The sequence below is a fragment of the Microbulbifer maximicatervae (SeqCode) genome, assembly GCF_052466985.1.
The window spans coordinates 985,476-1,009,887 of sequence record NZ_CP174298.1; the positions used below are offsets into that span (position 1 = coordinate 985,476).

The window sequence follows — 24,412 nt, forward strand, 5'->3', positions numbered from 1 at the left end:
AAACCGAGAAGAAAGAGAGCATTATGAACAAACTTATTCGAGTCATCTGTGTATCAGTTACCTTAGGCTTCGCAAATCTTGCTTTCGCCCATGGTGATCACGAGAGAGACAATTTTGCTACCGTATCGATGGCTGAAGCTAAGGGCATCGCCAGCCAGGAAGTGGCTCGCCTAATCAAAGAGGGCAAGCTCAACAAGTCCTGGGCCGACATGCCACTCAATGCTGCAATACAGCGTGTTGATAACCAGCGACAGTGGGTGGTTACAGCGAAAGAGCAGAGCGGTGTTTTGAACCAGCAGTTGCAAGTCTTCCTGAGTGCTGAAGGATATTTTCTTTCTTTCGAAGTGGTGAATCGTTAACTGATAGGTTTATGTTCAGGTAGCGGCAGATTCGCCGCTACCTATTATTTTAATAGCCTGGCTCGAGCAAGAGTTATAGCTGTTTTTTTGTGTTCTTAAGTAGGTAGATTTGGTAATAAACCCTGTTGATAGAGGTGACTATCCATTTTTCCAGTTACTCAGTTGACTCAATACTTACAACAACTTTTCCCATAGCTTGCCCACTTGCCAGCCGTTCATGGGCCTTGCCAATATCAGGCAAACTATAAGAAGTTTCATCAAGCACAGGTTTGAGATCGCCTGCTTCAGTAATGGATTTTAGTACTTTTAAAATATGTCCGTGTTCCTCACGGTGATAATTGTGTAGCATTGGAATTAACATAAAAATGACATGCAAAGACAAGCCTTTAAAGTGAGCAGGCGTCAGGTCAAGTTCTACCATGGAAACGGTAGTAGCTACTTGGCCGTTGAGTTTTGCTGCCTCAAAAGAGTTCGTTATATTTGCACCACCGACTGAGTCGAATACTATATCGAAGCCTGCTCCGTTGGTGTACTTCAGTACATATGAATCAACCGATTCAGTCCGGTAGTTAATAGGCGTTGCCCCCAGTTTTTCAATCATTGCCAGTTGAGGATCTCCGGAACCTGTTGAGTAAACATCAGCACCAAAGTGACGAGCCAGTTGTACAGCTATATGACCTACACCGCCCGAGCCACCGTGAACAAGAACACTTTGTCCAGGCTTAACCCCCGCACGCTGTAACCCTTCGTAGGCGGTTATGCCTACTAAGGGCAAAGCTGCTGCTTCCCGCATGGTCAGGTTCTCGGGTTTCAGGGCAATTAAGTTCGCGTCTGCAACAATATATTCGGCTAATGTTCCCGGCAAGTCAGCCAGTCCACCTGCACAACCATAGACTTCATCGCCCACTTGATAATCGGTTACACCTTCGCCAATCTCTTCAACAACACCAGCGAAATCCATACCCAATATTGCCGGGGCTTTCGGTGAAAGGGGTAATGCAGGTCCCATTTGGCGAATCATGGTATCTACGGTATTGACGCTGGTTGCTGATATTTTAATCAGCACATGGCCAGCTTTGGTGGTCGGCTTGGGTACTTCAGCAGCTTCAAATACGTCTGGGCCGCCAAAGGTATTTACAATCATTGCTCTCATTTTGATTCCCAAAAAGTGTACTTTCTGTAGAGTTTTGTCTAAGTGTCCGAAGTAAGTAGGGCATTGCAGTCTGTAAATCGTCCAATACCCAATTGCTACTGCTAGTTTATTTTTTGTACATCCATAACCAGTTGGTTCCAGTTCCGCTGATTTTCAATATCGTGTTCCAACCCTTGTTCATCTGCGATAGAGAAGCGTTTTAGCGCAGGTGTTTTACTGGTTGCTTGATACAGCCAATAGGCCTCCGCTTTTAGCGCTTCACCGATAGGTTTATCGATGGACTCATAGACCGCCTGCTTACAAGCATTGATTGATTCTGCTGGAAATTGAGCGATTCTCTTCGCTAGGCTATCGACATACTCGCCAATTTCATCTGGCTCTAGTGCTTTGTTGATTGTGCCGAGGCTTTCCGCTTCGTCAGCATCGAAATCACGGGCGCTGAGAATAATCTCCAGCGCTTTACCCAGTCCTGTCTGCCGAGCCATCCTTGATGCGCCTCCCCCACAGGGGAGGATTCCCATACCCACTTCCATTTGCATGAATTTATATTTGCCTCGGGCTGCGAAACGCATATCGAGTGCCAAGGCCAGCTCATGGCCACCACCTCTAGCGAAACCTTCTAGTTTAGCGATCGTTGCTTGGGGCACCTTGCTAATGCGCTCACAGACAGCCTGCAAATCCAACAATTGGGCTTCTTCGCGAGATACAGCTTCGTCAGACATATCTTTCAGTAACTCAGTATCGTAATGACATACCCAAACTTCCGGATTTGCCGACTGAAACACAACGACTTTGGTTTCTCGATCCCGTTCCAGGCGCATTGCCAGGCTGTTTAAGTCGGCCAGCATTTCTTGCCCTTGGACATTCACGGGACCAAAGTCAAATGTCACAGTTAGGATTCCGTCATCTTGCTTCGCCGTGAATGTGGTAAAACCTTCATATTTCATGGTGAATTCCTTTTAATTGAATACGTTAACGTCTTAGTTATTTTTAATGCCGAGTTTGTCGAGAGTGTTCTCAATTTCTTCAATAAGTACCTTTCTCTTTTTCACATCAAGCGCGTCTGGGTGCGGCTGGGACCAATTGCCTATGTCATTGTCAAAGTATTTACCGCTAGCGTTTGAGAACTCATCATCGAGTGCCGCCCGTACCAATATGTTGGCGCCGATACTTAAGTCTTTCCCTTGAGTTCCGTAGGCATCTTTCACCATTTTGCTACCCAGAAATGAGGCGGGATTGATTGCGATAAATTGCGGGGCCTTGTTACCAAGTGATTGGGCTAGCTGGAAGGACCACATGGTGAGAGCCAGCTTACTTTGAGCATAAGCGTCACTGTCGGATAGTTGTTGGTGACCTTTGAGCGCTTCGATGTTTACAGTTGCTTGCGCTGCAGAGGATAGATTAATAATGCGGCCATTGGCGCTAAACAGCGGCAATAGCTGTGTCGTTAACAAGTAGGGGGCAATAGCATTTACGATAAAACGAACATCGTAACCCGTGTCGGTTATTGGGTTTTGTACTTTAAATACGCCGGCATTATTGATAAGAACATCAATACTTGAATATTGATCTTTCACCTTTGAAGCTAGTGCTAGCACCTCAGATATATTGGATAAATCTGCTCGGAATGTATTTATATGAACTTCCGGAGAGTTTTGCTTTATCACTTCTTTCGCATTCGCTAGTTTTGCATCACTACGACCATGTAAGAGCAAAGTTTGCCCCTTTGCTGCCAGTAATTTTGCAGTCTCCAAGCCGATGCCATCTGTACCGCCTGTCAATAAAATAGTCTTCTGCATTTGTTATTCCTTTACACTAAAATGTGGGAGAATGACTTCCGAAATTGCTTTAAGAGTTTCTTTAATATCTGCCTGGTTAAGTCGGAGGTTCAGGGCAACGTGGTTAACACCGATCTCTTCTCGTGACTTTAGATATTTGCATAATTGATTAATGCCCAGTCGGTATCCCAAGTGTATGGGGTGCGGTAAAGCATCCGGGGTATCGCTTATATCAATATAGAGAGGCTCCATAATCGGCTTGTTAATAGTCGAGTTATTTCGCAACTGCCTAATAAATTGCTCTTGTATGGCATGTGAACGAGGATAGGTGATCCAGCCATCTCCGTTGTCACCTAGCCAGCCTGAGGATTGCTGGGACGAGCCTGTTATCAGTAAAGGCAGGCTTGTTTCTCTCGGCTTGGGCAATATGTCCAGATCGCCGGAAATCGACCCCAGTGAGCTCTGAAATTGAGGGTAGGGTTCTGCTGCACGACGAATATATTCGTAGCTCTCCCTGAACAGTTTGCCTCGCTCCTGATATGAAACATTCATCGCAGGATATTCTTCCGGGCGATCCCCACTGGCGACCCCAAGAATTAGGCGTCCGCCTGAGATTTGATCAACAGAGGCTGCAGCTTTTGCGATATGCGCTGGGTGGCGTAAGGGCAAAATGATGCTGGCTACACCGAGGGTAATCTTTGTTGTCTGACCAGAGAGCAGGCCAAGGTAGACGAAAGGATCAAAGGTTTGACCTGCATCGCCAAAGGAGTGCACATAGAAGGGGACATCTCTAAGCCAAATCGCGCTAAATCCCAATTCTTCCGCAAGTTGGACTCGTTCAACATGATCAAGCATCGTTGGAACTGGGTTCGTTGCGTAATTCTCTATGGCCACCACAAGTCCCACCGAGAGCTTACCTGGCTTAAATAGGGCGTTGTAACCCGCGTTGATACTGGCAAAACCGCAGCCCTGATCTCTGTATTTAGAGTGCACCGTGGTAACTCCTATGCTTCACGGATAGGAGAGAATTGGAGGCCAAAGCTGCTAGCTACATCACAATAGACGGCTTGTGTCTGGTTGTTTTCTGCGCCGCCACTCATAAGCACTCTTACACTCATCTTTTACCTCCCAGAAAGCCTAGGCCAGTCATCGATCGACGCTGGCTCGATCTGTGATTAAAGGCTAAAGTATTGGAATCTATGTATAAACGGCGTATAAATGGAATCAGAATTCGGTTTTTGGAGATAATAAGTGGATACAAATGGGGTTCGGCTATTCGTACTGGCTGCGGAGATGCTGAATATAAGCTCTGCGGGGCGGAGACTTGGATTGGCTCCCTCTGTTGCCAGTGCCCGCTTATCCAAGCTTGAAGTTCATTTGGGGGCGGACCTATTTCATCGATCTACCCGCAAGGTCTCTCTGTCGATAGAGGGGGAGGAGTTCCTGCCTTTTGCCCGGGAGATCATCGCGCAAGAGGATGCGGCTTTTGCTGCGCTGGGGCGTGGAAATTCCTCCGTGAGTGGAACGCTCAGGTTTGCGGCATCGAGCACTTTCGTTCAGCGCTTTATCGCGCCTATCCTGCCTGAATTCCTGGAAAGGTATCCTGGAGTCAACATAGAGCTGAAGCTCTCAGACACACAAGTCAGCCTTATCGAGGGCGGCTTTGATTTGGCACTACGCAATTATGCGGTTGAAGACAGCAGTTTAATTGGTAGGAAGCTGGCGGATGATAAACGAGTTCTATGCGCTTCTCCCAGTTATTTGGATAAATACGGCATTCCTGAAAAACCACAAGACCTTGTTGCGCATCAGCTGTTGGCCTTTATTAATTCAAAGCCAAGAAAACTGATATCAATGAGTGATCGGAGCACTTATGAATTCCCCCCCTCTAACAGTAAACCCCGAGTTATTTGTGATGATGGCGCCAGTATGCGTATAGCTGCAAAATTCGGGGTAGGGATTTGTATGAGTTCTTTTTGGAATATTAAGGCCGAACTTAATGAGGGTTCCTTGGTGAGAGTACTCCCTGGATATCATATAAGTGATCAATCGGCAATTTGGCTCGTTTACCCCAAATCCAATGTTCTAACATCCAAAGTGCGAGTATTTATTGATTTTCTCATTGAAAAAATCGGAAATCCACCGATCTGGGGGCGATAATCTGGTTGATTAAAGAATGAGGAAGCTAGAGAAAATTAGACTTCCTCACTTGGGCTACAACTTTATTCTGATCTATATCGGTAAGCTTTGAGTGTTATCTATAGAACTCAGAGGGTATGAAAGGCTAATTCAATAAATCTTTTTCTAATTTGTTGCAAATGTCTTCCAAGAAAAATCCCCCTTGTTTTTCCAGCCCTCTGGAAAGCTCTAATAGCGAATCTGGGTATTGATCGACATAGTTTTGCTGAGTAATGCTATCTCTCGTTTTAAACCTTTTATACCAGGCATTGAGCTTCTTGAAACGACGGGGCAGCCTTACATCATAAAATTCATCCAGGAACATGATTAAAGGGAATGTGACACAGTCGGCAATAGTGGGGGAGTTCCCGTAAATAAATTCGTGACTTTCATTGATAGCGGTCTCTAATACATCCAGTCGTTTAATGAAATAGTAGGCTCCACTATATCCGGCATCTTTAAACTGTAGTTCTCGCTCCTGAAATACCGGGCTGATGTTATGGTTCCAGATTGCCAAAATTGTGTTGGCTTCATCTGCCATGGTGGTTAACCTAATAACGTTGGCATAGTCGATCGCATTTTCCCCGATCATGCTTGGATTTGGGAATACTTTCTCTAGATAGTGAATGATCGCGAGGGATTCTGTAATTGAATTTTCATTATCTATTTTAAGGATTGGAAGTTTGCCATAGGGATTCAGTTCCAGTACCTCCGGCGGGGGCCATTTTTTCTCGACTTTGGGGTCATATTCCCTTGATTTGATATCCAACCCTTTCTCGGAAAGGTAGATATGTATTCTGCGCGGATAGAGCGCCCAGGAAAAGTTATATATCTCTAAATTGTCAGTCATTTGCAGCACCTTTGGTAACGTAAAGCGTCAGAGACTATTTTTGCAAATCCAACCTCTAGAAACATTAAAAGTTACATGAGTGAAGGCGTTCATGCAACCTTTAATGTTACGTGATGGCATCTGCTTTTGCAGTGAGAAGAATTACCGGGCAGAGGCTCTCTAGGTATAAGCTGCCGGTGGATACGAGTTTTTAGGCTTCCTGAGCCGAGCAATCCACGCGCCTCTTTTCTCTACATGCCTATATTTAAAAGACCAAAATCTAAAAATGTCTGACCAAATTCTAAATCTGAGAAAGTGGAATCTATGTAAATTTTAAACTGAGAGGCTATTGGGGCTTGGAGCTCATTTGGGGTAATAGATAATGATGCTTTGGCCGTATATTTGTACATACAGGATAGGGCATAGAAAGAGTCGGGAAATCGAGATGCTTAAATTTTTACAGCTCGCAAGTCTGGTTCAGTTTAAGTTCACGGATATTGGTTTATAAATAGATACAGGTTTAAAAAGGTGGCCATGGAGTTTTAACTCTTCGTCTTTATTAGTGGAAGTTAGAATTTCAGTATTGAGGGTAGGCCAGAATAATTTCTTAGGATTCTTGCTCATTAATTTATTGCTTTCACAAAGCTCCCCAAAATTATCCGGTGACTTATGTTTGTGTAACTTAATTAGACTCAAGTGTAAGCCCCCCAAAAAAGGAAGTTGATATATGGATCTTATATTTAACAATGCTGCATTACGCCAAAACCTCATAGGTTGCCCTGTAACTCATGCTGATGCATTTAAGTCAACGGCCGCTTCTCATCGTTGCGTTATCATCGTTCGCGCAACAGGGCCAACGTGTACTCAATTACTTGAGCAGGGATATGATACAAAGGGCTTTAGGATTCATGGGAAGTCATGTGATTGGGGGCCGATGGCTGGTTTTGTTTTACGAGACCCCCGGTTAAATAAACACGGGATGAGAAAAGCGGCCTATAACCGCGCCCAGCATCAAGAGGCATTCACTGATAACAACTCTGGCGCGGGATGGACTGCATCAACAACACCGCTTCGCTTGCATCAGGAACGGGTTGATTGGCTGATTCAGAACGGAAAGATCAATGTTACAAGAAAAACTCAAGATCGTTACGAAGGTATAGCCAGCCACCCCAGTGGCATTACTTTTCACTATTCTCTTATCAGGGTTAACACATGCTTGGGAGATATGTGGGGTGTTTATGTTGATAAGGAAAAGAGCAGACAGTCAGGTTTTATCCAGGAGCGGGGTAATATCGTTGTTCAGTATGACACTAAGTACAAAGACATGTATGAGCCGCTACTGGCGATGACCAATCCAGTGGAGCATCGTCATTTTCGAAATGAGCATCCCCTCAACGCGATTACTGGAGATTATGATCTGTTTGCTATCTGGCCATTTAAGCGGGGCGCAAAGAGGTTTGATCGATATGGAGATGATCGCCGTATTCTCGGCACTGCTCAAGCTTGGTCGCAGCGCCAGCATATCGAAAATCAATTGGAGAGAAATTTCACTACTCACAGGCAAGGCACCAAGCTGGGTAATATAACTAATCGGATTTATGAAGTAAGTCAGACTCTCAATTCCACTATCGGTGGTATCCGCAGCCCGAGAGCTGGAGCTGGCCAGTGGGGGCCATTCCCCAGAAGAAATGTACTATGGCACAGTGATGAAGCCGCACGCCCATATGTGAACGATATAGATTTACCCCTTATTGCATTTACTCCTGCTCGCAGTGAAGTGGTTATTCAAACTTTGCAGGCTTTTAGAGAATTTATCGCAATGTGTAGAATACATGGTGTCCATGTCACTTTGGCAGAGGGTTGGGCAATGAACCCTACCAATAATAAGCCCGACCGATTGGGGCAAGGGTATGGAAGATTTGTACCTCGCGACTGGCACTTTGGTCAGTGGATCGTTCCACCTTGGTACAATGCTTAATAGAGTTATTATGTCGATGTCTGTGGTTACTTGAAAAGTAGCCACTACTTCTCCGGAGGCTGGTTGTTAACAGCGTTTTTTGGAGCGGTCCTTTTAGGTAAAGTAGATGATTCTGTATATATTTGAGGTGTTCAATATACACAGAGAGAAGGTGTGCGCGGAAATAAATACATTTATCCAGGCGGCAGTCAAGTGAGGTGCTCCAATCTAGCCAAGCTCACCATAAGCTTGTGGAGCAAATCATAGAGCATCAACCTACTTGGAAGTCTGATAAGGGGTTTCTACTTCAGGTGGTAGCTCTCGTGGGATGCGCAAGGTTGTAAGGGGGGCGACGGAATAGTACTAAACTGACATCAAAGATAAAATAGGAATTTGTTCTCAATTTTTTGTGTAACTAACTTTGAGTGCTGTTAAGCCATTTAATAATTTCTTTATGTTCGACTTCTCCTATTGTATTCATGCTTGGGTGATATCTGCCAGTAATTTTAATTAACGTTACATTGTCTTTTTTCAAGTTTTTATAATCCACATAAGGAGATATTTGGTCTGAATCTGAGAGTATTAGTAGTGTTGGAACCTTGGAGGACTTTAGGAGTGGTATTATCTTCGTGTCATCCAGATTGATTTTGGCTTTCTCTAGAGCCAGAATTGCACCCTTGCGAAAGTCTTTTTCAGGGATAATTTTGCTAAGTAGTGGGTGGTCACGTTTTGCATAATTGTACACAGCTTCATCAAATGATGGCATTGGGGCCGAAAGGATAATTCCACTAATGTCTTGTCGTTGGAAAGAAATATGGGCTGCCGTTAATGCACCCATCGAATTTCCCAGAATATAAATATCTTCATCTTTAATGACGCCCTCTTTAATTAAATTGTCAATGAGGTGGTTAATATAATTGCTGTCATCCACTCCGTATTTTTTATTGCCACCTGAATCACCATGACCGAGAAGATCTGGAACAACAGCCTGAAACCCAAGAAAACGGAAGTATAAAGCTGAATTGATCATGAAATCTTTGGAGGTGCGAAATCCATGCAATAAGATTACGGTACCATCGTAACTCCGCTCCATAGAGTTTCTGGTTAAATCGATTTTAACATTGTTCTCTTTGTCGCCTTCTCCATGCTTTACGGAGTACTGAAGTTTGTTATCGGTTAAAGGTGGACCATAGTAATAGCTAATACAGTTCTTTTTTTGCAGTGGGCAATATTTGTCTTTTTTGAAGTCTAAGTCTTTAATTTGATCGGCAGTTATTCTGTTGTTAAAAGAATAATCTTCAGCATTGTCTATAAAGCTTGCGATCCTTTGGGAGCAGGCTGAAGTAGCTAAGCATGTTAAGGTAATGGCGAGTACTTCATTTAGAGATACTTTGGTTTTCATGGTTTTTGACTTTAGGAGGTTGCGGTAATTTACTCGCAGGATTATTCGTTTTTCTCTTGCCTTTGATATGTTCCATATAGGCAACCAGTTCTTCTACCTGCAAACCTGCTGTGAGGGGTACTTCGTTCATAATTTAGGGCTTTTCCAACTTTTTCCCTTGTTTTGCGAAGGGGGGCTTAGGAGTCTGCTGAGGTATTGTGTTTCGAGCCAGCGTACGCCCAAGATGAGTACTAATTACTTGAGTCGGCTTGTACTTCTTCTAGGCTAGCGTGTGCCACTTATGTTGGGAGTCTAGGGTTTTGCCGAACAACTAAAGTGACCACTAAACCCCTTCTTTGGTTGAGAGGGCTGTCGGCTATCCTCTAAGGCAGCATGAAAACCTCCATTCCTCAAGGTGCTACGGTGTTATATCTAGTCAAGGCAAAGCGTGAGGCCGAGTATGGTGCTTACCTTTGCTTGCTGTAGTTGCGTTCCAGCATTTCCTGGCGACTTTTTTCTTCAAAAGAGAGTTCTGCAGTGGGCCTTAATAGCAGTCGCTGCAAACCGATCGGATCCCCACTTATCTCACAGTACCCGTAAGTGCCATCTTTAATCTTCTCTAATGCCCGCTGGATCTTGCGCAGAAGTAGATGCTTGCGGCCGGTAAAGCGTAGGTGTTGCTGGTTCTCCTGCTCTGCGGCCGCTCGGTCCAGGTCATCAGCTAAGGCAAGGTTCGTGGTTGCAATAGCCTGCTGTCCCTGTTCAACCTCTGCCATTAGGTCGCTTTTCAATTCCATTAGACGATGCTGGAAGAAGAATAGTTGTTTTTCGTTCATATAGTCTGAGGCGGGCATCCCCAGCAGTTCTTGCTCACTGATTTTTGGCATTCCATGAATCCCCTGTTGCATAGCTCACGTTGACTTGAAATATTAAATTTATGATATAACATATCATCATGTTGGCTGAAGTGTATGTGGTTGTCTTGGGTTCTCGTAGATTAAAAGGATTGTTGTGAGAGATACTTTAGGAATTTTGGCTTCTGGGCTTTGCTTGCTGCACTGTCTTTTGACTCCTTTGTTACCGGTATTGGGAGGTTTGGGGATATTGGGTGCTTTACAAGAGGACCAGTTTCTCCATTTGCTGTTGCTTGTACCCGTGGTAATTCTGGCCTTGGCCAGCTTCCCAGCCTCTTGCCGACGCCATCAGCGCTACGCGGTAATGATTGTTGGTTTCTCCGGGGCATTGCTATTGGTTGGTGCGCTATATATCGAGGGGGTATGGGAGCTAGTTGCCAGTGTTCTTGGTGCAGGCTTATTGATTGTTGCCCACTGGGTAAATCAGCGCTTGATTTATCGGGGCGCTCTTGTCGAATAGGTGAAGATCATGAGGCTTGCAGGAGCATTGTTCGTTGTGTTTTTTTGGGCTGGCCCGGTGGCCGCAGAGGTGGGAAGCCATGTTCACGGTAAGGCGATGATGTACCTGGTGGCCGAAGCAGACAGAATCAGTGTCGAGCTGGAGTCGCCCACAGTCGACCTGGTGGGATTTGAGCATGCGCCACGTAGCGATGTTCAAAAGCAGCGGTTAGAGCAGGTTGCTCACGAGCTATCCAAGCCAGATCATTTTCTTGAGTTTGTCGGTGCCCAGTGCAAACCCTTAAGTGTGGAAGTTAAGGCGCCATATAGCGCAGAAGTTACCAGTGACAACTCAGTGCACAGTGGTTTCCGTGCTAGTTACCAATTCAAGTGTGATAATCTGGCAGAGTTCAACAGTGTCATTGTTACCCTGTTTGAGAGGTTTCCCGGTATTCATGGGATTGCAGTGCAATGGATCAGCTCCGGTCGTCAGGGGGCTGAACTGCTCACTGGTAAAGACAACAAATTGCAAATGAAATAGGCTATGAAAGCATCCCAAATCAAACAGACCCTGAGTGTGGCGGAACAAACCTGTCGCAGTTCAGGTGCCCGCCTGACTGAAAAGCGTAAGAACGTTCTTACCGTGTTGTTGCGGTCAAAAACTCCGCTCTCTGCCTATGAAATAGCGGAGCATTACAATGGTGACTTTGGCGACTCAATTCCCGCCATGTCAGTCTATCGAATGCTGGACTTCCTGGCAGCAGAGAACCTGGTTCACAAACTCAATTCAGAAAACAAGTACCTGGCCTGTGCTCATATTGCCTGTGACCACAGCCATCAGACTCCACAGTTTTTAATCTGCAATCGCTGCAGCAAAGTGCGGGAAATTGGCATTAGGCCCGAAGTCATTGATGCATTGCGGGATACGGTTGAAAGTGCTGGATATCATCTCCAGACATCCCAATTGGAGCTGGATTGTGTTTGTGATGAGTGCAGCCGGGATGCAGCTTAGTGGCAGCTAGTCAGTTAATACGCGGGGTACCTGCCAACGTTATCACTGGTTTTTTGGGCGTCGGCAAGACAACGGCTATCCGGCATCTCCTGGAAAGTAAGCCCGCTGATGAGCGCTGGGCTGTTCTGGTCAATGAGTTTGGAGAAGTGGGCGTTGATGGCGCACTTTTTGAACCAGAACAGGAAGGCAATATTTATATTCGAGAGGTACCTGGCGGTTGTATGTGCTGTGCTGCTGGTTTGCCGATGCAGGTAGCTTTAAACCAGTTACTGGCTAAGGCCAGGCCCCATCGATTAATAATTGAGCCGACGGGCCTGGGGCACCCTAGAGAGGTGCTGGCGGCTTTGTCTGATGCAGTGCGCGGCGGTGTGTTGGACCTTCGCGGTACGCTAACTTTGGTCGATGCTCGCTGTATTGAAGACGACCGCTACTTACGCAGTGAGACTTTTCGGCAGCAATTAGAAGTTGCTGATCTGGTAGTGGCTAATAAGTCTGATCTCTACGGCCCCGAAGACTTGCAAAACCTTCAGCGATTTCTCTCGTTCTTAGGTGAGGGCGCTGAAAAACCGCTGCAAGTGGTGGAGCAGGGGCGTATCGAATTGGATTGGCTCCAACTGCCCTGCAGTTTTCAGGTCTCGTCGGGGAGTGACCACCACCACCCAGTAACTCAGGCGGCGGATGAGATTGAGCTATTGCCGGAGTGTGGCTATCTCCGCTCAGAGAATAGCGGAGAGGGTTACTACAGCTGTGGCTGGCGTTTTAGCCCTGAATTTATATTTGATTATGATGCGCTCTTTTCACTATTCAGTGGCACTGACGCTGAGAGAATCAAGGGGGTATTTATTACCGAGCAAGGTGTATTTGGATTTAATAAGGCTGACAAAGTGCTTACAGTTTTAGAGCTGGATGACACATTGGAAAGCCGGGTAGAGGCGATTAACCAAGCGCGTTTGGATTGGGATGCAATGGAGAGCTCCTGGATCGCTGCCCTGGCGGATAACCAGGGTACCGAAACAAAAGTGTTTTACGAATCCAAATAGCTATATGGCCAGGTATTCAAATCTGGCCTGGCTTATTAGAAATTTTTGCATAAATTCGGTCATTTTTTCGCGGCCGTATTCCGTAAAGTTTTAATCTGACGTAAATCTCTGAAGTAAACCAATGAATATAAAATTACTCGGCCGCTTAACTGTGGCATGGCTTGCTATGTCCGGAACCTCGGGCAGCTTTGCCGCAGATCCCCTAAATGTAACCGGTGATAAGTTCCGCCAGCTGGAGGAACTGCTGCCGACACCGAATAGCTACCGAACAGCGTCGGGAGCCCCTGGTCATGCCTATTGGCAGCAGCAGGCGGACTACGATATCAAGGTTTCACTAGACGATGATAAGCAACTGATCACTGCTTCAGAGACCATCACTTACACCAATAATTCGCCGGATACCCTGCGTTATTTGTGGGTGCAACTGGATCAAAATCGCTTCAAGCCAAATTCCTCTGGTAATTTGGCGACGCCGGTTGATATGGAGGCGATTTCTCAAGATACCATTCCATTCAAAAGCTTTCGTCGTGCCGTCGTATCCAACGAATTTCCTGGCGGATACCAGATTACCAAGGTGGCTGACACTCGGGGTAGGGAGCTTCGCCATACTATTGTCGATACCGGGATGCGAATTGACTTGCCCCAGCCTCTGGCCCCAGGTTCCAGCGTGAGTTTCCAGATTGACTGGGCTTACAAGGTTATTGAGCAGAAAGCACTGGGTGGGCGTTCCGGTTATGAATATTTTGAGCGCGACGATAACTACTTATACGAGATAGCCCAATGGTTCCCTCGTATGGCTGCATATAACGATGTTAGCGGCTGGCAAAACAAGCAGTTCCTGGGACGCGGCGAATTTGCGCTGGAGTTTGGGGATTATCGCGTTGCTATTGAAGTGCCAGCAGATCATATCGTTGCTGCAACCGGTGTTCTTCAAAACCCGAAGGATGTGTTGACCTCCAAGCAGCGTGAGCGCTTGCGAAAGGCCCGTACTGCAAGTAAGCCAGTGATGATTGTCACAAAGAGTGAGGCTCTGGAAAATGAGAAAAGCCGCTCTTCAAAGCGCAAGACCTGGGTTTTTGAAGCGGAAAATGTCCGTGACTTTTCCTGGGCATCTTCGCGTAAGTTCTTGTGGGATGCACAGGGTTATAAAAAGGGGGGCACCGACACAATGGCGATGTCCTTTTACCCGGAAGAGGGTACTCCGCTATGGGATAAGTACTCGACAGAATCCATTATTCATACAATAGATGTCTATAACCGCTACAGTTTTGACTATCCCTACCCGGTATCTATTTCAGTTAACGGCCCTGTGGGGGGAATGGAATACCCCATGATCACCTTTAATGGCCCGCGACCGGAAATAGATGAGGAGGACCGCAGCAAGCGCACTTATTCCCGTCGCACCAAGTATGGGCTTATCTCGGTGATCATTCATGAAGTAGGGCATAACTACTATCCTATGATCATCAATTCTGATGAGCGCCAGTGGACCTGGATGGATGAGGGGCTGAACACTTTCGTACAGTTCCTGGCTGAGCAGGAATGGGAAGAGAAGTACCCATCCCGCCGTGGCGATGCACGGAAAATTGTCGAGTATATGAAGAGTGAGAACCAGGTTCCGATTATGACGAACTCGGAATCTGTGCTTCAGCTTGGTAACAATGCCTACGGCAAGCCGGCGGCTGCACTGAATATCCTGCGTGAATCCATTATGGGGCGTGAGTTGTTTGACTTCGCCTTTCGCGAATACGCTCAGCGCTGGAAGTTCAAGCGCCCTATGCCAGCAGATTTTTTCCGCACTATGGAAGATGCATCAGGTATGGACCTGGATTGGTTCTGGCGCGGATGGTTCTACACCACTGATAATGTCGATATCAGCCTTGATGCTGTACATCATTACACCGTTGGTACACAAAACCCTGAAGTGGAAGGGCCTTGGAAGCGCGCCCAGCATAAACGGGAACCCGAGACTATCACTGTTATTGAAAATCGCGCGAAAAAGTTGACCCGAATCGTCGATGCTAAGCCGGAGTTGGAAGACTTCTACAACAAGCACGATGAATTTGACGTTTCTAATGCGGATCGCAATAGCTACCAAAGTAAACTAGAAAATCTAGAGGACTGGGAAAAAGACATGCTCAAGGTTGAGAGTAATGTCTACGTGCTGGACTTTAGCAATATTGGTGGCTTGGTGATGCCACTGTTTCTGCGGCTGGAATATGAAGATGGGAGTGTTGAGGATTTGCGTATCCCCGCTGAAATCTGGACTCGCAATGCCAAGAAGACCTCCAAAATGCTGGTGAGGGATAAGAGCAAGGTGCTTAAGTCTGTAGTGCTCGATCCCCATTGGGAAACAGCGGATGTTAATGTGGAGAACAATTTCTACCCACGCCGAATTATCAAGTCACGCCTGGAACTATTTAAGGATGAGAAGCCGCGTAACTTGATGAAGGATTGGGACGTAGAGCTTGAAGAGGAAGATTAAGCCTTGGAAGAAGTGCAGCCCTGCGGCAGTGGGCCTGGAGAGCTGCACTTAGTGCTCTTTACTTAACGTATCCACCTGAAACATTCATTGTGTTGTGGTAGTAATTGATGAAAGTTTTATTTTCCTTCTTATTGATAGTAACGACCTCGATATTTACACTCCAGGCAAATGCACATCGCTATCATTTTGGTTTGACCGACCTCTCCGTAAACGAGCGCACTCAAACACTGGAGGTCTCCCATCGTTTTTTTGTTGCTGATATTGAAAAGGCCTTATCAATAAGTGCCAGTAAAGAGTTGAATGAAGCACAAAGACAGATGGAGAGCTATGTCAATTCAAGATTTCAGATTAGCCAAGAAAATGGTGAGGTGGTGAAGCTTAATTGGGTAGGTATGGAAGCCGACGTTCATGACATTTGGATATATCAGGAAGTGCCTATGGTAGATATTTCCAGTAAAAAATTGAACGTTAAACAATCAATGCTGATGGAGATAGAGCGGGACCAGGTGAACACATTGAATGTCAATAATGGCAGGGGAACTCAAAGCTACACCTTAAAGCCCGGTGAGAGTAAGGTAGGGTTCACTTTATGAGCTGGAAACTTGTCAGATAGTATCTAATTCTGTAGTTGATCGTTCAGGGTTGACCTGACAGAAGACCTTTTGAAAACCGGTAACTGTCAGATCAAATCTGAACTGATGCAGTCAAAAGCAGAATAGCTCAATAGGCTATACGTCACTCTTGAGAAAAGTTAAATTACTTGCCCCGTTACCGGCATATATATCATGGTTGTATGGGAATTGCCGTTATGATTACTATCTTTACCAAAAAAATGAGCCATATCTAGTAGCTCCCAACCGCCTATATTTCCATCAGTAAAAACACAGTCACTTTTATTGCCTGCTCCATGACCATTTGAGGTATGAATCATTACATGTCTCATAACTCCTAAATTTGATAGAAAACCAACGAAGCAGCCCTCCGGCAAGGTCATTAAATCGTGCAGAGTATTAACTGATCGGGTTCTGGGGGTGGCTCCAAAAATTCTATTGTAGTTATTGTTACCAGTAACATTATAGTTTTTGTTGTCCATGGTTACACTTGGGCAGTTTACACCCTTGGCGCTCCAGGCACAGTAGAGCGCAGCGTCCCAGCATTGCAAACTACTTAGTTTTGTATAAAGGGAAAGCTCTGGTCCTGTCAGAGTGCCGTTCATGAAAGCGGGTTTCGCATTTCCCATCGCCTCAGCTAACAGACGCGTTCTTCTACCTGGTGTTTGCCCCTCAGGGATTAAGGTCATTAGTGGCATTTTTGTTCCTTATTTTTATGCTTAGAAGTTGTTTTCTAAATGTTAATGCACCAAATGAATCGCATTGAAGCCATGATAAATGAATGGCGGACCTAACTGTTAGAAAAAAGTGCTATTTGTAATGCTGTGTTTTAGTAGGCTAATGGCAATCTATAGATATGACTCTTTATTTTATATTTTTTGATTAATAGGTTGTGCTTTATGGTGGTGTGAGTCGTAAAATCCCACTAGGTAGCAGAAATATAATTTTTGCTGCAAGCTTTCAGCTTGAGTAGATGTGATTCTGATGATAATTCCTATGTGTTATTAGCAGCTTGGTGTTTCCTGGAGGCTGGGAAAATAGGATCACTGTAGTTTTATTAAGTTAAAGTAATAGTTAATGGCAAACCTTTTCTGTTTTTTAATGGCGGTGAGGTAGTGTTCGCGGTTGTGTGTTTGATCTTCAACCTGGCGCTACATAATATCAACCTAAGCTTTTACATTACTTGAAGTTTATTGTTGTAATTTTTTTGTGATGCTTTTGGGGGTTGGCAGACGCTGGGTACTTTGGGGTTATATTTCTTTACGCACTTGCTTAAACCAGCTAAGTACTTTCTGGTGGTGCTCTGTTCCATATAAAAGAATAAAGTTGCGCGTATGGTAGTTACTGTTGTCTTGCAGCGCGCGGATGCGTTCATCAGCAAATTCTGGAGTTAGCTCAATGCCGCACTCTATCGTAATGCAATGCAGCCACGCGTTGTAATTCTCGGGTACTATTGACTGGGTCATATTAATTCCTAGTTAGATACTTGGTGTCTATAGATCCAGGGGAAGCTCTTGTGAGAATGTAGGGACATTCCTCAGTTCTTATTGAGAGTTGTTTGTGTATAAAAAACCACCAGCAATAATTTTTGTTGGTGGTTTTACCGATATACTAGATCTTATTCCTAACTAGAAGCTGCCCCGCAATCCAATACTAAAGCTCCGCCCCGGCAGTGGAGCAAGTTCTTTTAGGAAGGACGAATGCACATAGGCTAACTCGTCCGTCAGGTTATTAGCCTTAAGGTAAACGGTTAGGTTGTTTGGGTTCCCTAGAAAAGTGTACGCAAGCTCAGTATTCAAAAGTGTGTAAGCAGCGGTGGTGGTTTCCAGTTCCGCTACTTTGGTTTGCTTAAACGCATGCGTAATCTCAATCCCTGCATCCCATCCATGGGAACTATAATTTAGCATGCCGCCCAATCGCATAGGTGGGATGCGAGGCAGATTACCTCCGTCATCCAGCTTTCCTCGAACAGTGTCGCCCCACAGTGTCAGTGTGAGAGGCTTGGATAATTGCCAGGCAAATTCAGCTTCTAGTCCGTAGAGTGTCGAATCAGCTTGATCGAAGACATAAACGGGTAATTCGCCATGATCGTGACTCTCTTCTTCCTCATCGTGACCATGCTCTTCAATATCTTCGCTGGTGTAGCCCGTATTTCGCTCGTAGTAGAAATTATCAACCTGGTTGTAGAATAGATTCAGCACCCAGCCGATATTTCCGGAATGCCGTCGAAAACTGAGGTCAATGTTGTTGGAAACCTCTTCCTCAACATTGTTCTCGTAGTAAAAATAGGGCTCTTCTGTGTCATCCAGTCTAAATAGTGCGCCGACTTCGAAGGTGCTGGTGCCAATATGGGGACCATAAGAAAAAAGTTCAGCGGCACTGGGTGCTCGTTGGGCGTGGGTAAAAGAGATGCCGGCATTGTAATTAGCGGCAATGTCCCAGACCAAGCCGGCAGAAAAACTATAGGGTGTGAAAGCTAACTTATCGAGATTTCCCCCCTCCCAGTCATCATCGGTGGCTTCGATAGTGACTCTTTCGATTCGGGCTCCTAACTGCCATAGGAACTCTCCCGTGTGCTTTTCCTGTATTAGCCCAATCGCTGAGCTTTCCGTTGTGCTCGGCGGAGTGAACGCCTCTTCGCCTATTGCTTCAAAATCGGTGGTTTTGCTTTCCAGGGTTATTGCACCACGCCAGCCGGCCATATCTTGCAGCAGCAGGTTGACCCGTGCTTGCAGTGTTTGATTACTGAATGTCGTACCGATAGCGTTGTTTTCGATCTCAGAATGTTCGTAGTCTGTGTATCCAATTCTGGCGTCCAGACCACTCAACCATACGTTGTCCAGGGACAGTTCACTGACCAACTGCCATCGGTCCTGTTTCAAATCAGAAACTACTTCTATTTCTTCTTCATGTTCATCATGATGCTCTGATTCATCATCTTCGTGTTCATCAGAGTGACCGTGCCCAGGAATACCATTAACTCGCTCCAGGCGTCCATAGGCAAGGCCGATAGATCCATTATCTAAAAACCAGTTTCCACCAATGTTGAACCCGTTGCTTTCTGAATCGCTGTTCTCTAAGACCCCACTGGAATGTTCGTCATGATTATTTGAGGAGGGGATTTCATAGTCATCACCTTTGCGCCAGAAACTGTCCACGTGGTATGCCAGCTGGTCATTACCGCCGGTATGGGCCAGTGAGGCTTCGCGTTCATTTGCAACAGTATTGCTTCCCAGCGAATAAGCAGTCCTGTTTTCACCAGAGGTGGGTATTCTCTCGTCTACCACATTGACGACACCACCAATGGCTCCGGACCCATAAAACAGGGTGGCGGGGCCTCGCAGGATTTCTATCTGCTCTGCGGTAATTGTCTCTGTGGCGACGATATGGTCTGGGCCAACCCGGGAGGCATCAGCGCTATCGAGTCCATTTTGGGTAATCAGGACCCGGGGGCCGTTGAGCCCCCGGATGATTGGACTACTGGCTACTGGTCCAAAGTAGCTGGAATGAACTCCCACTTCATTTTTGAGGGTTTCTCCCAGAGTGGAGGCTTGTTTTCGACGTAGCTCTTCGCCAGCGACTACGGTTACAGGTTGTGCCGACTCAATAGTGGAGGCATGTAATGGTGTGGCTGTTACATCGATTTGTTCGATAACGGTGTGTTGCAGGGTAACCTTGAGAGGCTCATCCTGACCGGCTTGTAAAACTATTGTTTTGTGGCTGTGCCCTGGGGCATTGATGTGGATTTCGCGGAGTTGAGAAGTATTCACCTCAAGTAAAAATCGGCCCTGGGCATCTGTTTGGGTCTGTAGTCGACTTCCCGCGACTTCAATACTGGCGCCATAGATGGGCTCTCCAGAAGTATCTAATACCTGTCCGGAAATTCCATGGGCCAAGTTTGAAAGAGTCATCAGTGCGAAAAGGTTCGCGGTAAATTTCATGGGTTATTCCTAATAAGAGTTTTACGTCCCAGTAAGCGCTCCTCACTCGTCGGCGGACCCGAAATCGAAAGTGAGTAGCAGTCGCAGTTGGCCGGGCTCGACACTCGGCGAGCGGTGGATTAGACCTGCCCCTTCATTGCCCTCCCAGAGTTCGCCTTTGAGAAGGGCAACCGAGCCGCATGCCAGGTGATTGATGGAAGTTGGAGGGAATTCCTGGTTAGCCTTTAAGTCGAGCGTATTTGGGTCAATAGAGTCTGGTGCCAGCCACTCTGTACCCGTACCTAAATATGTCGTAATCAATCGGCAGGGCACCCGATCTACATGAAACTTGGGGCACATTGCACCGTTCAGGGTTGTTAAACGAATACCGACTCCACTTAGCTCAAATAGGTAACTGAACATATCTGCCAGTAGCTGGATATCAGCACACAAGTACGGGTAGGGAGCAAGCTCTGGCAATGCTTCACCGAGGCGCTCGATCTTGGAGGTGGGTAATAGAATCCTGCGGTTGGGGTGTACACAACTATTTAAGAGGGTGCGGCAATCACTGACTATGCTACTGGGCAGTTCCCGTTGCCAGATGGCCATATTGATATCAGCTTGGAAAATATCTGCTAAAACTTCTCCATTATCTGCAGATATGGCCCGACGGGTATTTGGCAGGTCTGCCTCTGACAGTCCTTCCTCTTTCGGAGCCAGTTCAGCACTTGGAGTTTGTGTGATAAATGTCTCATGGCTTCTTTCTGTAAAGTCGGTCAGGCTCAAGCTAATCTCCAATTAAGTAACTTCGGCTAATAAACACTATTTTCAGAGGCTGTAATTGCTTTGCTCTCTGCTGTGGCGGGTGCTGCAATACCTAAATTCCTCACTCGCACTACCCACCTCCCAATGCAGGCTATGATATAACATATCATATTGAGAATGGTCGGCCTAGGCAACCTCCAACATTGGGGTGAATCAAGCTTGAAGACCGAATTCATCGGGAGTTCTGACAGCTGGAGGGAACCTTGGTGAGGCGTATTGACCACTGCCTGGCGCAAGTAGATTATTCGGCGATGTTCTTTTTAGCAGCAAAACTGTTTATCGCAGATTTCTTTCTTGCTGTCGTCGTAATTCACATTTTGCTCAGATTTGATTGAATCAAAATGATACAGTGTATCAATTGTGTGTTTATGGTTTATCCCACTTGAGTGGAGGAGCCAGGGAAATAATGGCAATGATTGGCAGGATTTAGCTAGGGGTGCAGCTTCGTGCCGGCCTGCAGCTGGGGAGGGTGTGTTACTCTGTCAGCCTGCCGTGTTTATAAGTGAATTTTCGGTGTACCGGAAAAGACAGGGTTAGCGTTGGGAAGTACCCAAAATTAACCTGTTATTTTTTAAATATTGCTGAGTAAATATGAAAATAAATAATTCTATTGTTTACGGGGTTGCAACTGCTGCATTATTTGCTGGAGCGAGTTGCGCCAGCCTCGCCGCAGAGAAAGAGAGTGTTTCGACTGAAGGCATGTGGCAACCTCACCAGTTGCCTGAGTTGTCCAAAGAGCTTCGCACTCATGGCCTGGAGCTGGACCCAGCTAGCATGACCAAGCTTACCGAATTTCCAATGAACGCGGTGATCAGCCTGGGGGGATGTTCCGCTTCCTTTGTCTCTCCCACGGGATTGGTGATTACCAACCACCACTGCGCCTACGGTTCAATTTCATACAATTCAACTGAATCCAAGGATTTACTGGCTGAAGGTTTCCTGGCCGGAGATTTGTCTGAAGAGCTGCCTGCTGCACCGGGCTCCCGCGTCTACGTCACCGTTGCAATGAACGAAGTAACGGACAAGGTTAACGAACGCCTGACAGATGAGATGGATGGTGCTGCACGTTTTGCCGCTATCGAAGAAGCGGAGAAGGCGCTGGTTTCCGAGTGTGAAAAAGATCCGGGCCATCGCTGTGAGGTCTATAGCTACTACGGCGGTTTGAACTACTACCTGGTTAAGCAGCTAGAAATCCGCGATGTGCGCTTAGTTCATGCGCCAGCGTCTTCGATTGGCAAATTCGGCGGCGATATCGATAACTGGATGTGGCCTCGCCATACCGGCGATTACGCTTTCTACCGCGCCTATGTTGGCAAAGACGGTAAACCGGCTGATTATTCCAAAGATAATGTCCCTTACGAGCCCAAGCACTACCTGCCCGTAGCGGCAAAAGGCCCTAAGGAAGGCGATTTTGTGATGGTTGCCGGTTACCCTGGCCGCACTAATCGCTATCGCACCGCCCAGGAAGTGGAAAGTAACTTCAATTGGTATTACCCAAACATGCAGCGGGTATTGGGTGAATGGTCAGAAACGATTGGTGCGGCTACCGCCGACAATAAAGATGCAGAGTTAAAGTATGCCAGTCTCGTGGCAGGCTTGAATAATTACTCTAAAAACTTTACCGGCATGATGGAGGGATACCAGCGTAGCGATCTATTGCAGCGTAAAGAAAAGCTGGAAAAAGATTTGCAGGCCTGGGTGGATTCAGACAAAGCCCGCCAGAAAAAATACCAGTCTACTATTGATGATCTTGAGGCACTGGTTGTAGAGAAAGAATCAACCCGTGAACAGGATCTCGCCATCGATTATATGGATCGTTCAGCTATGCTGGGTGCCGCGAGCAAACTGTATCGTTTGGCTAAAGAGAACGAAAAACCTGATGCTAAGCGCAAGCCGGGTTATCAGGAAAGGGATCTGACCCGATTCACAGAGGGCATGCGTCGTATTGAACGCAGCTATCATCCATCAGTCGACAAACAGATCTGGCTCTACTTCCTGGACCGTTACCAGGCACTCCCGAAGGAGCAGCGTATAGCCAGCTTTGATCGTTTCTTGAATATCGGCAAAGGCAATACAGACTTAGAGGCAACACTCGACAAAATGTATAAGGAAACAGAGCTTTCCGATGTCGAGGTACGTGAAGCGTGGATCGGTAAAAAGCCTGAAGACTTTAAAGAGAGCAAAGACCCGTTTATCCAGCTGGCAGTGGCCATGTACGATGATATGCTTGCCCGTGAAGAGCATGAGGAGTCCATGAAAGGTCGCTTTGCACAGTTGCGCCCACAGTATATGGAAATGCTGATTGATTATTACCACTCACTGGGTAAGCCGGTTTATCCTGATGCAAATAGCTCCCTCCGCGTGACCTATGGTTTGGTCAAAGGCTATGAGCCACCAGCAGGTACGATTAAGAAGGCCGCTGACGGCAATGACGGTAAACAAGGCTTTGTACCTTTTACAACATTGCGTGGTATTAAGGCAAAGTATACCGGCGAGGACCCCTTTGATGCTCCCAAGGCTTTGATGGAAGCGATCGATAAGAAGAACTATGGCCGCTACTATGAAAAGCAGCTGGATTCAGTACCGGTTAATTTCCTAAGTACCGTAGATATTACGGGCGGTAACTCAGGATCTCCGACAATGAATGGTCGCGGCGAGCTGGTGGGAGTCGTATTTGACGGAACATACGATAGCATCAATGCTGATTGGGACTTCACCGATAGCACCCGGGCGATTCATGTCGACATCGCTTACATTCTCTGGGTAATGGAGAATATCGACGGTGCCGGATACCTGGTTCGGGAGATGGGCCAATAGCCGGCAATCGATGAAGTAGTGTCCTCGGGTGAGCAGCGCTCGCCGGGGACATTATTCTGCGTAAGGTTGTATGTTATCCACTTCCATACTGTAAGCCGCAGTTCCGAACTCGCTTTCTATTTTCAATGTTCTCAGTTTCCCTTCTATAGAGAAAGGTTCGTACAGAGCGTCAACTTGAACTCCCTCAGAAAAACTGCCATGGATAACCTGATTTGGAGGTGGGGGCGGCAGGTGGATACAGGCTCCGAAGTAGGGAACAAAAAGGAAATTGGAAATTGTTAATTCGTCATTGAATTCAATTGGAACTATAAACCCAGCAATACGTATCTGTTGATTGTCGAACTCTGGTTTTATTCGGGTGGAAGTCAAAGCAGCTTGGTAACGGCTTTCATTTTCGCTCGTAGAGGCAATAGCTGATGTGTTAGGCATTGAGTCGGCAGTGGAGCCTTCAACAATATCATCTATGTATTCTGGTGGGTTGAGTAACGCATCCAGATCATCTTTTGGGATTAACTCTTCCCAGCTGACTTCACGATAATTGATACTTACCTGTTTGACTTGAGTATCTTCAGCGACTGGCGCTGAAACTTGATTGGTTTCAACTGGGCTATCACAGCCAGCTACGAGTAGTACGATTGCCAGGGTGCAGGCTGATGAGAAGAGATATCTGTTCATGGCTGGGGTTTATTTATCGTATCAAATGATTTGATATATC

23 protein-coding genes are annotated in these 24,412 nt (G+C 46.3%); 10 read left to right on the plus strand and 13 right to left on the minus strand.

Annotated elements, in window-relative coordinates; all coding sequences use genetic code 11:
* Positions 1–23: 23 nt before the first annotated feature.
* Positions 24–359, plus strand: a complete 336-nt coding sequence (locus tag ACJJI3_RS04350; protein WP_444927989.1) for a DUF6488 family protein — start codon at positions 24–26, stop codon at positions 357–359.
* A 154-nt stretch (positions 360–513) separates the two neighbouring features.
* Here the strand turns inward: ACJJI3_RS04350 and ACJJI3_RS04355 are convergent, their stop codons facing one another.
* From ACJJI3_RS04355 to ACJJI3_RS04370, 4 genes are all read right to left on the minus strand, one after another.
* Positions 514–1,512 carry a zinc-dependent alcohol dehydrogenase family protein gene (locus ACJJI3_RS04355; RefSeq protein WP_444941612.1) on the minus strand — a complete coding sequence of 333 codons (999 nt, stop codon included), beginning with the start codon at positions 1,510–1,512 and terminating at the stop codon, positions 514–516.
* Between the two features lie 101 nt (positions 1,513–1,613).
* On the minus strand, positions 1,614–2,459 hold the full coding sequence (locus tag ACJJI3_RS04360; RefSeq protein ID WP_444941613.1) for an enoyl-CoA hydratase/isomerase family protein: 846 nt from the start codon (positions 2,457–2,459) through the stop codon (positions 1,614–1,616).
* A gap of 33 nt (positions 2,460–2,492) precedes the next feature.
* Positions 2,493–3,311 carry an SDR family NAD(P)-dependent oxidoreductase gene (locus tag ACJJI3_RS04365; protein WP_444941614.1) on the minus strand — a complete coding sequence of 273 codons (819 nt, stop codon included), beginning with the start codon at positions 3,309–3,311 and terminating at the stop codon, positions 2,493–2,495.
* A 3-nt stretch (positions 3,312–3,314) separates the two neighbouring features.
* The gene (locus ACJJI3_RS04370; RefSeq protein WP_444941615.1) at positions 3,315–4,283 is read right to left on the minus strand and encodes an LLM class oxidoreductase; all 969 of its coding nucleotides are present in this window, start codon (positions 4,281–4,283) and stop codon (positions 3,315–3,317) included.
* Positions 4,284–4,541: 258 nt separating this feature from the next.
* Here ACJJI3_RS04370 and ACJJI3_RS04375 point away from each other — a divergent pair, with 258 nt between their 5' ends.
* Positions 4,542–5,450: a LysR family transcriptional regulator gene (locus ACJJI3_RS04375; protein WP_444908138.1), complete on the plus strand. Its 909-nt coding sequence runs from the start codon at positions 4,542–4,544 to the stop codon at positions 5,448–5,450.
* A gap of 124 nt (positions 5,451–5,574) precedes the next feature.
* Here the strand turns inward: ACJJI3_RS04375 and ACJJI3_RS04380 are convergent, their stop codons facing one another.
* Entirely contained in the window at positions 5,575–6,318 is a 744-nt protein-coding gene (locus ACJJI3_RS04380) for a glutathione S-transferase family protein (protein ID WP_444908139.1), read from the minus strand.
* 706 nt (positions 6,319–7,024) lie between these two features.
* Between ACJJI3_RS04380 and ACJJI3_RS04385 the strand changes: the two genes are divergently transcribed.
* Positions 7,025–8,275, plus strand: coding sequence for an anthrax toxin-like adenylyl cyclase domain-containing protein (locus ACJJI3_RS04385; RefSeq protein ID WP_444941616.1), 1,251 nt, complete (start codon positions 7,025–7,027; stop codon positions 8,273–8,275).
* 394 nt (positions 8,276–8,669) lie between these two features.
* On the opposite strand, the gene ACJJI3_RS04390 is transcribed toward ACJJI3_RS04385, so the two are convergent.
* From ACJJI3_RS04390 to ACJJI3_RS04400, 3 genes are all read right to left on the minus strand, one after another.
* Positions 8,670–9,656 (minus strand): alpha/beta hydrolase, encoded by a 987-nt coding sequence (locus ACJJI3_RS04390; RefSeq protein WP_444941617.1) that lies wholly within the window; start codon positions 9,654–9,656, stop codon positions 8,670–8,672.
* On the minus strand, positions 9,631–9,786 hold the full coding sequence (locus ACJJI3_RS04395) for a hypothetical protein (RefSeq protein WP_444941618.1): 156 nt from the start codon (positions 9,784–9,786) through the stop codon (positions 9,631–9,633). The genes ACJJI3_RS04390 and ACJJI3_RS04395 overlap by 26 nt, the downstream gene beginning before the upstream one ends.
* A 316-nt stretch (positions 9,787–10,102) precedes the next feature.
* Positions 10,103–10,522, minus strand: coding sequence for a TraR/DksA family transcriptional regulator (locus tag ACJJI3_RS04400; RefSeq protein WP_444913174.1), 420 nt, complete (start codon positions 10,520–10,522; stop codon positions 10,103–10,105).
* A gap of 124 nt (positions 10,523–10,646) precedes the next feature.
* Between ACJJI3_RS04400 and ACJJI3_RS04405 the strand changes: the two genes are divergently transcribed.
* The 6 genes from ACJJI3_RS04405 to ACJJI3_RS04430 all read left to right on the plus strand — a co-directional run bounded on the left by ACJJI3_RS04405 (position 10,647) and on the right by ACJJI3_RS04430 (position 16,117).
* The gene (locus tag ACJJI3_RS04405) at positions 10,647–11,009 is read left to right on the plus strand and encodes a MerC family mercury resistance protein (protein ID WP_413662162.1); all 363 of its coding nucleotides are present in this window, start codon (positions 10,647–10,649) and stop codon (positions 11,007–11,009) included.
* 9 nt (positions 11,010–11,018) lie between these two features.
* Positions 11,019–11,528, plus strand: a complete 510-nt coding sequence (locus tag ACJJI3_RS04410) for a ZrgA family zinc uptake protein (RefSeq protein ID WP_444913173.1) — start codon at positions 11,019–11,021, stop codon at positions 11,526–11,528.
* 3 nt (positions 11,529–11,531) lie between these two features.
* On the plus strand, positions 11,532–11,999 hold the full coding sequence (locus tag ACJJI3_RS04415) for a Fur family transcriptional regulator (RefSeq protein ID WP_282933007.1): 468 nt from the start codon (positions 11,532–11,534) through the stop codon (positions 11,997–11,999).
* Complete coding sequence (locus ACJJI3_RS04420) at positions 11,999–13,039, plus strand: CobW family GTP-binding protein (protein ID WP_282933006.1); 1,041 nt, start codon at positions 11,999–12,001, stop codon at positions 13,037–13,039. Before ACJJI3_RS04415 ends, ACJJI3_RS04420 begins: the two co-directional genes overlap by 1 nt.
* A gap of 121 nt (positions 13,040–13,160) precedes the next feature.
* Positions 13,161–15,524: a M1 family metallopeptidase gene (locus tag ACJJI3_RS04425; RefSeq protein WP_444941619.1), complete on the plus strand. Its 2,364-nt coding sequence runs from the start codon at positions 13,161–13,163 to the stop codon at positions 15,522–15,524.
* A 107-nt stretch (positions 15,525–15,631) separates the two neighbouring features.
* Positions 15,632–16,117 carry a DUF6702 family protein gene (locus ACJJI3_RS04430; protein ID WP_444917277.1) on the plus strand — a complete coding sequence of 162 codons (486 nt, stop codon included), beginning with the start codon at positions 15,632–15,634 and terminating at the stop codon, positions 16,115–16,117.
* A gap of 158 nt (positions 16,118–16,275) precedes the next feature.
* Here ACJJI3_RS04430 and ACJJI3_RS04435 read toward each other — a convergent pair whose 3' ends face one another.
* The 4 genes from ACJJI3_RS04435 to ACJJI3_RS04450 all read right to left on the minus strand — a co-directional run bounded on the left by ACJJI3_RS04435 (position 16,276) and on the right by ACJJI3_RS04450 (position 20,841).
* A complete protein-coding gene (locus tag ACJJI3_RS04435) occupies positions 16,276–16,833 on the minus strand; it encodes a hypothetical protein (protein WP_444913169.1) in 558 nt (185 codons plus the stop codon).
* 552 nt (positions 16,834–17,385) lie between these two features.
* Positions 17,386–17,601 carry a hypothetical protein gene (locus ACJJI3_RS04440; protein ID WP_444941620.1) on the minus strand — a complete coding sequence of 72 codons (216 nt, stop codon included), beginning with the start codon at positions 17,599–17,601 and terminating at the stop codon, positions 17,386–17,388.
* A 162-nt stretch (positions 17,602–17,763) separates the two neighbouring features.
* The gene (locus ACJJI3_RS04445) at positions 17,764–20,076 is read right to left on the minus strand and encodes a TonB-dependent receptor (protein ID WP_444941621.1); all 2,313 of its coding nucleotides are present in this window, start codon (positions 20,074–20,076) and stop codon (positions 17,764–17,766) included.
* A 42-nt stretch (positions 20,077–20,118) separates the two neighbouring features.
* Complete coding sequence (locus ACJJI3_RS04450) at positions 20,119–20,841, minus strand: DUF1826 domain-containing protein (protein ID WP_444917275.1); 723 nt, start codon at positions 20,839–20,841, stop codon at positions 20,119–20,121.
* Positions 20,842–21,471: 630 nt separating this feature from the next.
* Between ACJJI3_RS04450 and ACJJI3_RS04455 the strand changes: the two genes are divergently transcribed.
* Positions 21,472–23,697, plus strand: a complete 2,226-nt coding sequence (locus ACJJI3_RS04455) for a S46 family peptidase (protein WP_444941622.1) — start codon at positions 21,472–21,474, stop codon at positions 23,695–23,697.
* Between the two features lie 51 nt (positions 23,698–23,748).
* On the opposite strand, the gene ACJJI3_RS04460 is transcribed toward ACJJI3_RS04455, so the two are convergent.
* On the minus strand, positions 23,749–24,372 hold the full coding sequence (locus ACJJI3_RS04460) for a DUF3299 domain-containing protein (RefSeq protein WP_444941623.1): 624 nt from the start codon (positions 24,370–24,372) through the stop codon (positions 23,749–23,751).
* Positions 24,373–24,412 lie beyond the last annotated feature (40 nt).